Raw genomic sequence first — 7,770 nt, 5'->3', positions numbered from 1 at the left:
GTCGATGTGGCCGGACTGTGCCGCGGCGCGCAGCCGGGCCGGCAGGTCGTCACCATAGTTGACGGGGACCGCGCCGTGGTCGGCGAGCCAGCGATCGTTGGACGGCCCGGCGATGCCGAGCACCGTGGCCCCGGCGCGTCGGGCGAGTTGAACCGCGATCGAACCGACACCGCCGGCCGCACCCGCGATCGCTACCGTATCCCCCGGTACGAGGCGCACCGCCCGCACCGCGGCGTAGGCGGTGACTCCTGCGACGAACAGCGAACCGGCCACCTCCCACGGCACCGCGGCCGGCCGCGGTGTCACCTGATTCGCCGGCACGGTCACGTACTCGGCGTGGCTGGACCGCCGCATCGAGAACCCGATCACCTCGTCGCCGACAGCGAGACCGCTGACGCCGGAACCGAGCTCGGCCACCACCCCCGCCAGGTCGCTGCCCTGACCGGACGGAAACGTCGCCGGCCATAAATCGTGCAGCGCGCCACTCCGGATCACCGCCTCACTCGGATTGATGCCGGCTGCCCTGACCTCGACCAGAACCTCACCGGCTTCCGGAACAGGGCGGGGCACGTCGCGGACCTCGAGGACGTCGATGCCGCCGTACGAATCGAACTGCACTGCTTTGGGCATAAGCGTCACCGTAATGAATTTAGGTGATCTGTCAATCAGTAGAGGTGCTAAAGCCAATGCGTGGTGGTTGTACCGCACGGCTGAGCACCCCGATGACTGGCGGTGGTCCCGGGCTGACTGCCGGTAGTTTTTCGGTCACCAATGCGTGGGAGGTACCGAGCCCGCAGCAGGGCGTGTCCGGGCCGCTGTCCGTCCCCACTCCCGTGTGGTCACATTTCGCCGAATCCCTCGAACCCTCCGATTGATTGACATATCATGTAAATTTACTACGGTGGCGCTTATGACCGGGACAGACTCAAGTTCCTCCCAAGGATCCTCCGGATCGCCGCACCTTGATTACGAAGCGCTTTACCGTGGCGAAAGCCCGGGCGAAGGCATTGCGCCGATGACGACACCACCATGGGATAACAAGGCGCCCAGCGAAAGCGTCATCACGTGGCAGACCGGCGGCTGGGTCCACGGCGACGTCCTCGACATCGGTTGCGGGCTCGGCGACAACGCCGTCTACCTGGCCAAGAACGGTCACACGGTGACCGGGTTGGACATCTCACCCACCGCCCTGAAAACCGCTGAGCTGCGGGCCAAGGACGCCGGAGTAGACGTGAAGTTCGCGGTGGCCGACTCAACCAAGCTCGACGGCTACACCGACGCGTTCGACACCGTGATCGACAGCGGCCTGTTCCACAGCCTCGATGACGACGGCAGACGTAGTTACACCGCCGCGGTGCACCGGGCGACCCGGCCGGGCGCCACCCTGTTGCTCAGCTGCTTCTCCGACGCCAACCCGGTAGGCAAGGAACCGCGACCGGCCGTGTCCGAAGAGACGCTGCGCGACGTCCTCGGCGGCGCCGGTTGGGACATCACGTCGCTGGAGCCAGCCATCCCGCCCGGCGAACTGGACGGCGCGCCAGTCGACATGGCGTTCTGGTACCTGCGCGCGCGACGGCGCTCAATGGAATAGGAAGTCTCGCGATGCGCGCCACGATCACTGAATTGATGCACGCCAACCTTCTCGAGGTCTTCAACGAGCGCGACTCTGCGCGCCGGCGTGCCACGATCGAGCACATCTATGCCAAGGACATCCGATGGACCGACGACGGCGGCGTGACCACGGGTCGCGAGGCGTTGGACGCCAAAGCTGCCGAGCTGCAAGCCAAGCTCGGCGATCTTCAGTTCATTGCCGCGGGTCCCGCCTATCAGACATTGGGTCTGGGCTACTTAGCGTTTCAGTTGGTCAAACCCGGAACCTCGGCGCCGGAGAGCTCGGGATTCGATGTCGCAATCGTGCGAGACGGCTGCATCGTCGAGTTGTACACCGTGCTGACAGATCATGCGCCCTGAACCCGCGGGTATGCCCGAACCGGCCGCGCCGAGCTGGAATGATCTGACCGAAACCCAACGAGGAGGCATCATGACAGAGGTCGACGAGTTCAACCGCCGCAACATCGAAGAGTTTCGCAGCAATCATGGCCGCCTCGGTGGCCCGTTTGAGGGCGCACCGGTTTTGCTACTACACACGACCGGCGCACGAAGTGGCGAAGAGCGGGTACACCCACTGATGTATCTGGCCGACGACGGTCGCTACCTGCTGTTCGCCTCGGCCGCCGGTGTTGACCGCAGCCCCGCGTGGTACTGGAACCTCATCGCCAACCCCGACGCCAGCATCGAAGTCGGCGACGAGCGCCTCGACGTGCATGCCGTTGAACTAAGCGGCGCAGAGCGCGATGCGAAGTACGCCGAGCAGGCCCAACGGTATCCGCAATACGCCGAATACCAGCGCACGACGACACGCACCATCCCCGTCGTCGCCCTCATCCCGAGGCCAGCCATGTCTTGAAGGCGTGCAACGGTTTACGTGCATTCGGTCGATAACATCCCGATCGATGCTTCGTCGGTTGGAGAGCCAGACGGGCTTAGGGCGGGTGGGCTGTCACCGAACGCTAAACGTTGAGGTCGATGCGGTGCGCGCCTTGGACGCCGTTGTAGCGGTCGGGGCTGCACGTCAGCACGATCACCTGCCCGTGGGCGCCGACGGTGTCGAACACCTGCCCCATCCTGGCCAGCCGGTCGGGATCGGTGAAACCCAGCGCGTCGTCGACCACCACCGGGACGCTGTCCTCCTTGGCCACCAAGGCCGCGCCGGCCAGCCTCGCCAGGATGCCGAGCTGCTCCTTGGCGCCGCCGGACAGGGATTCGTAAGGCACCGTGACGCCGTCCTGGGTGCGGCTCCGGATGCACAAGTCGCTGTCGACGTCGACCTCGAAGGTGGGGCCGAAGACCGGGCGGCCGAGCCGCTGCAGTTCCGTGCGATAGGGCTCGACGTAGCGCTGCCTCGTGGTGTCGCGGTGGCGTGTCATCACCGAGCGCAACAGCTGGGCGGCCCGCGCCCGGCTACCGATCCGCGAGTGCTGACTGGCGGCGTGCTCGCGTGCCGTCTGCGCGGCGTCCAGCTTGCCCTGGCGACCCTCGCTGCCGAAAACCGTGAGCTCGATGCCGATTTCGCGCAACGCGCGCGCGGCGTCTTCGTAGCGATCGCGCAGCGAATCCGCCGCCTCGGTGGCGGCGGTCAATTCGGCGGCCACGGCGTCCGGCGCGGCTGCCGCCAGCTCGTCGGCCAGCTCGGTGACGCGCCGCTCGGCGCCTGCTGTCGCTTTGAGCCCGGCTTCGGCCGCCGACGCGAGGTCCTCGTCGCTCACCTCCGCCCGCTCCTGGGCCAGCCGGTCGGTGGCGGCATTCAGCTCGGCGCGTTGGGCGTCGAGCCCATTCTGTAAAACCGTTGCGCGCGTTGACGACTCGGCGAGCACGGCGTCGGCGGCCGCCGCGGTCCGGCGGCGGGCCTCGCATTCGGTGGCCGCGGCGGCGCGGGCGGAGTCGGCGGAGTCCAGTTCGGCGCGGGCGGCGGCGCTGTCGGTCGCGAAGAGGCCGGATTCGACCGGGCGATCGGCACGCAACTGCGCCAGCCGCGACCGCAGTTCATCGACCTCTTCGTCGCCGCACACACCGGCCACGGTGGCGTCCAATTGGTCGCGACAGCCCTGCAGTTCGCGGCGGCGCTGGTCGGCGGATCGTGCCGACACGAGGTCTGTCACGTCGGCGGCTTTCAGCGCCACGGTGAATTCCTCTTGTGCCGCGGCGTATTTGGCTTGGACATCGAGTGTGGTCGCGCCTGGAGTGACCCGCGCGCTCAACACGCCGGCAACCTCGACCGTGGTAGGGCCGGTCGCGGTGATCGACCAGCTTTGGCCCGCCGGCAGCGACACGCGTTGGTCGCCGGTGGCGAGTTCGATGCCGGCGATCGCGGTGAATTCCACCGCGGCGGACGTCAACGCCAACTGCCCGCCGATGCGATCGACGGCGGCGGCGGCGTTTTCGATTCGACGCAGGGACTCCTCGGTGATGGCAACGCTGGAAAGCTCCGCGCAGACCCGGTCGCGGTCAAGCTGGATGGCGGCGATCTTGGCCAATCGGCCGCTCAGCCGGTCGGCCTCCTCGCGGGCGGCGAGTTGGTCGACGGCGCTCCGGGCGGATTCGGCGCGGCGTTGCAGCTCGGCGAGGAGCAGGACGGCTTCCTCGACGGCGCCGGCCGCGGCCTCCGCGGCTGCAACCGACGTGGCCCGCGCATCGGCGGCCTCTTGCGCTTGGGCCTCGGCGGCGGCGACGCTCGCGGTGCGACTCTCGATTTCGGTCAGCAGCCGTAAGCGCCCGTTGTGCGCGGCGGTCGCCGCGGCGCTGGTCGCGGCCGCGGCGTCGGCGATCAGCTTGGCCTCGCGCGCCTGGTTGGTCAGTTGGAAGATCCTCTCGGCGTCGGCCCGCGCGGCGGCCAGCCGGGGGCCGGCGGCGGCCCGCTGTTGTGACAACTCGGCCACCTGCTCGGTCAGATCCGCGTGGCGACGCACTCGGTCGTCGACCTCGGCCACCTCCGCCACGCATTCCGCGACCGCGGCCTCCGTGTCGGTCAGCCGGGTGATCGCGGTGGCCCACTCCCCGGTGGGACGTCCGGTCGGGGTGAAGTAACGGCCGTATTCGGCGTCGATCCGCTCGATGAGCAGCGGCTCGGTGCCGCAGCGCGCTGCGGCGTCACCGGCCGCCACATCGAGCGCACGCGACAGCGCATCGCAACCGGACAGGTCCACCGCGGCGGTCGACGTGGCCTGCAGCACCCGTTGGGCGCGCCAGAGGTCGTTGTCCACCGTTTCGGCCAGCATCGCCCGGACCCGTTCGTGGGCTTCGTCGCCGGTCAGCTGTTCGCGGCGCGGCGTCAGCACCGTCAGCTCCGTCTCGCACTTCTTGTGGAACCGCTTGCGGTAGACGAAACGGTAAGGGCCGCAGCTGATTTCGGCACCTACCTCGGAACCGACGTCGCTGTTGGTCGGCTTGACCTGCTTGACTTCCTTCTTCGTGGAGCGGTCCCGGGATTCCAGCAGCAGGTCGAGCGCCTCGATCATCGACGACTTGCCGATCTCGTTGGCTCCGCAGACCACCACCACGCCGTGATCGGGGAACTCGATCTCGCGGTGCGCGATGCCGCGGTAGTTCGTCAGGACGAGCCGGTGCAGCTTCATGCGGCGCCCCGATCGGCGAGGCGCAGCAACAGTGCCAGCGCGGCCTGCGCGTCAGCGGCGGTCTCGCAGTCTCCTTCGCGCGCCGTGACCACCAGTTCCTCGACGGCCGCGGCGGCGAATCCGCCGATACCGAGATCGTTGAACTCGCCGTCGGCGGGCACCACCGCCAGTTCGGTGTGGCGTTCCCACTGCCCCAGCCAGGCGAACAGCCGTGCGTACCTGTCCAGGCACGCATCGAGTGCGGCGCGGTCGGTGACCGTCAACGAACCGGTCAGTGCCAGCCGCACCACCGTCCGGTCCTTCTCTGTCATCAGGTCCAGGTTCATGTCGAGGTCGGCGATGTCGCGGCTGGTGTCGACCTGGCGGTGCATGGTGACGAACCGCCAGTGGCCGACGTCCCGGGGTTCCACGTGGACACCGTTTTCGTCGACGTCGACGACAAGCACGTGACCGGGGTCCGATTCGACGTCGTCGAAGTTGGTGACTTCCGGGGTGCCGGAGTACCAGACTCGGCCGCTGTCGCCGACCTGCGTGAGCGAATGCTTGTCCCCCAGCGCGACATAGTGGATTGCGCCACGGGCCAGGGCTTTGTCGAGCCCGGCGAGCCTGATCAGCGAGGGTTTGTCGCGGTCGGGGTCCAGGACGTCCACGCCGCCGTGGGCGACGAGGATGCGGGTGACGGGGCCCGGGTTCAGGCCGTCGAGGACTTCGGCGACCAGGTCGGTGGTCGGGGCCTTGGACCGCCATGGCGCGGCGAGGATTTCGAGTCCCGACCTCACCTGGTGCACACCCGCCCGATCGAGCACGATGACGTTGTCGGGACGCTCGGCGGTGAACAGCGCGCCGGTGTACACCGATGACGCGTCGAGCGGGTCGTGGTTGCCCGGGAGCAGGTACACCGGAATCCCGATGGCGCGCATGGCTTCCAGGGACTGCCCGATTACCTGCGGGGCGAGCTGGTTGTGTTCGAAGACGTCACCGGCCACCACTACGAACTCGGCGCCCACCTCCGCCGCCAGCGCACCCAGACCGGCCACCGCGTCGCGGCGCGCCGCCGAATACCGTGGCTGGGCGTCGCCGGCGAGGAAGTGCCGGGTCATGCCCAGCTGCCAGTCGGCGGTGTGCAGGAATCGCATCCCGGCGGCCCCCTTTCGAGTTGCGTGGCTATCAGGGCACCGCGAGTCTAGGTCCGGACGCCGACAACGCCGGGGACCTTGCGCGGCAGGTCTCCATAGGAGCGACGCCGCCGCGCTTTTGATGCCAGAGATGGAGCGCTTGGTAATCGCCTGTAGCGCTGTTCCCCGATACACCGCAGCACGTATGGCGCGAGAACGCGGATTGGCTGGATCCTGCGTTCTATGTGCCCGACGACAACGCCTATCGCTGCGCGATCCAAACCTGGGTGGTGCGCTGCGAGGGTATTACCGTCATTGTTGACACCGGGGTCGGTAACGGCCGTGATCGGCCACAGGTTCCCTTGCTCGCCGACCTGCACACCGATTTCGCAGACCGGCTCGACGCGGCAGGAATCGACCGGCTCGGCGTCGACTATGTCGTCAACACCCACATCCACTACGACCACGTCGGCTGGAACACCACGCTCGCCGACGGCGACTGGGTCCCGACCTTCCCGAATGCCAGATACCTGGTGCCCCAAGGTGACCGGGACTATTTCCGCTCCGACAACGCATCCCGAATGCGACCGCCCAACAACGACGACGAAGCGGCGCGCTTCGCCGGCATCCGACTTGTTTACGCCGACAGCATCACGCCGATCGAGCAATCCGGCCAATCGGTCACCTGGGAGGGCGAACACGTCATCAACGATCGTCTGCGCGTGGAACTGACACCTGGCCATACTCCCGATTCATCGGTGCTGTGGCTCAACGACGGCGGCGGGGCGGTGTTCGCCGGTGATTTGCTCCACAGTCCGCTGCAAGTGAGCCGTCCCGACGCCGTGTGCAGCTTTGACCTCGATGCCGAAACGGCCAGGGCATCGCGATGACACATCCTGGACCGCGCGGCGCACACCGGCAGGACCATCTTTCCCGCGCATTATCCGGGCCCTGGAGCCCTGAGGGTGGCCGCCGACGATGAACACAACTACGTCATCGACGGTTGGGCCTCGTTCCCGCCTATCTGACCTCCGCAAGAACCGGAGGACGTCAGCGACGATGCCGGTGACGCGTCTAGCGGGGTGGGGCGTTTGGGCGGCGGAGATTTGTCGTACCCGGCTGCGATGATGACGTTATGTCCTTGACCGCAGCGCCTGTCGCGGCGGTGAGCCCTGCCCAGCGTCTTGAGGTGTTGTTCGAGGAGTTGGCGGAGTTGGCCGGTCAGCGCAACGCGATTGATGGGCGCATTGTGGAGATCGTCGCCGAGTTGGATCGCGACGAGCTCTGCGGCGCTACGGGCGCACGGTCGGTGGCGGCGTTGGTGGCCTGGAAGATCGGCTCGTCATCAGCAAACGCCCACACGATCACCACCGTCGCGCGCCGGCTGGAGGCGTTTCCCCGCTGTGCGCGGGGCATGCGGGAGGGCCGGCTGTCGCTGGATCAGGTCGGGGTGATCGCGGCGC

General features: G+C 67.7%; 8 protein-coding genes. 5 read left to right on the top strand and 3 right to left on the bottom strand.

Going from position 1 to position 7,770, the window contains the following annotated elements:
- Window positions 1-630, bottom strand: a 630-nt coding sequence (locus JWP83_RS09415) for an NADP-dependent oxidoreductase (protein WP_297729155.1), incomplete at its 3' end; no start/stop codon positions are given.
- Between the two features lie 280 nt (window positions 631-910).
- On the opposite strand from JWP83_RS09415, the gene JWP83_RS09410 reads away from it, so the two are divergent.
- The 3 genes from JWP83_RS09410 to JWP83_RS09400 all read left to right on the top strand — a co-directional run bounded on the left by JWP83_RS09410 (window position 911) and on the right by JWP83_RS09400 (window position 2,467).
- Entirely contained in the window at window positions 911-1,591 is a 681-nt protein-coding gene (locus JWP83_RS09410; protein WP_297729152.1) for a class I SAM-dependent methyltransferase, read from the top strand.
- Between the two features lie 11 nt (window positions 1,592-1,602).
- Complete coding sequence (locus tag JWP83_RS09405) at window positions 1,603-1,971, top strand: nuclear transport factor 2 family protein (protein WP_297729149.1); 369 nt, start codon at window positions 1,603-1,605, stop codon at window positions 1,969-1,971.
- Between the two features lie 70 nt (window positions 1,972-2,041).
- Window positions 2,042-2,467 (top strand): nitroreductase family deazaflavin-dependent oxidoreductase, encoded by a 426-nt coding sequence (locus JWP83_RS09400; RefSeq protein WP_297729146.1) that lies wholly within the window; start codon window positions 2,042-2,044, stop codon window positions 2,465-2,467.
- A 103-nt stretch (window positions 2,468-2,570) separates the two neighbouring features.
- Here the strand turns inward: JWP83_RS09400 and JWP83_RS09395 are convergent, their stop codons facing one another.
- Together JWP83_RS09395 and JWP83_RS09390 are read right to left on the bottom strand one after the other, a co-directional pair.
- On the bottom strand, window positions 2,571-5,192 hold the full coding sequence (locus tag JWP83_RS09395) for an AAA family ATPase (protein WP_297729143.1): 2,622 nt from the start codon (window positions 5,190-5,192) through the stop codon (window positions 2,571-2,573).
- Entirely contained in the window at window positions 5,189-6,328 is a 1,140-nt protein-coding gene (locus tag JWP83_RS09390; RefSeq protein ID WP_297729140.1) for an exonuclease SbcCD subunit D, read from the bottom strand. Before JWP83_RS09390 ends, JWP83_RS09395 begins: the two co-directional genes overlap by 4 nt.
- Window positions 6,329-6,552: 224 nt before the next feature.
- Between JWP83_RS09390 and JWP83_RS09385 the strand changes: the two genes are divergently transcribed.
- Together JWP83_RS09385 and JWP83_RS09380 are read left to right on the top strand one after the other, a co-directional pair.
- A complete protein-coding gene (locus JWP83_RS09385; protein WP_297729137.1) occupies window positions 6,553-7,197 on the top strand; it encodes an MBL fold metallo-hydrolase in 645 nt (214 codons plus the stop codon).
- Between the two features lie 245 nt (window positions 7,198-7,442).
- On the top strand, window positions 7,443-7,770 hold a 328-nt coding region (locus JWP83_RS09380; protein WP_297729134.1), incomplete at its 3' end, for a DUF222 domain-containing protein.

Source organism: Mycobacterium sp. (genome assembly GCF_025965855.1).
Taxonomy (GTDB): domain Bacteria; phylum Actinomycetota; class Actinomycetes; order Mycobacteriales; family Mycobacteriaceae; genus Mycobacterium.
The sequence above is the reverse complement of the archived record's forward strand: the minus strand, read 5'-3'. Positions and strand labels throughout refer to the sequence as shown.

What these genes read in the sequence shown, in the direction of transcription:
- JWP83_RS09405 (WP_297729149.1), top strand. Translation starts at nt 1,603, where the DNA reads ATGCGCGCCACGATCACTGAATTGATGCACGCCAACCTTCTCGAGGTC.
- JWP83_RS09410 (WP_297729152.1), top strand. Translation starts at nt 911, where the DNA reads ATGACCGGGACAGACTCAAGTTCCTCCCAAGGATCCTCCGGATCGCCG.
- JWP83_RS09390 (WP_297729140.1), bottom strand. Translation starts at nt 6,328, where the DNA reads ATGCGATTCCTGCACACCGCCGACTGGCAGCTGGGCATGACCCGGCAC.
- JWP83_RS09400 (WP_297729146.1), top strand. Translation starts at nt 2,042, where the DNA reads ATGACAGAGGTCGACGAGTTCAACCGCCGCAACATCGAAGAGTTTCGC.
- JWP83_RS09395 (WP_297729143.1), bottom strand. Translation starts at nt 5,192, where the DNA reads ATGAAGCTGCACCGGCTCGTCCTGACGAACTACCGCGGCATCGCGCAC.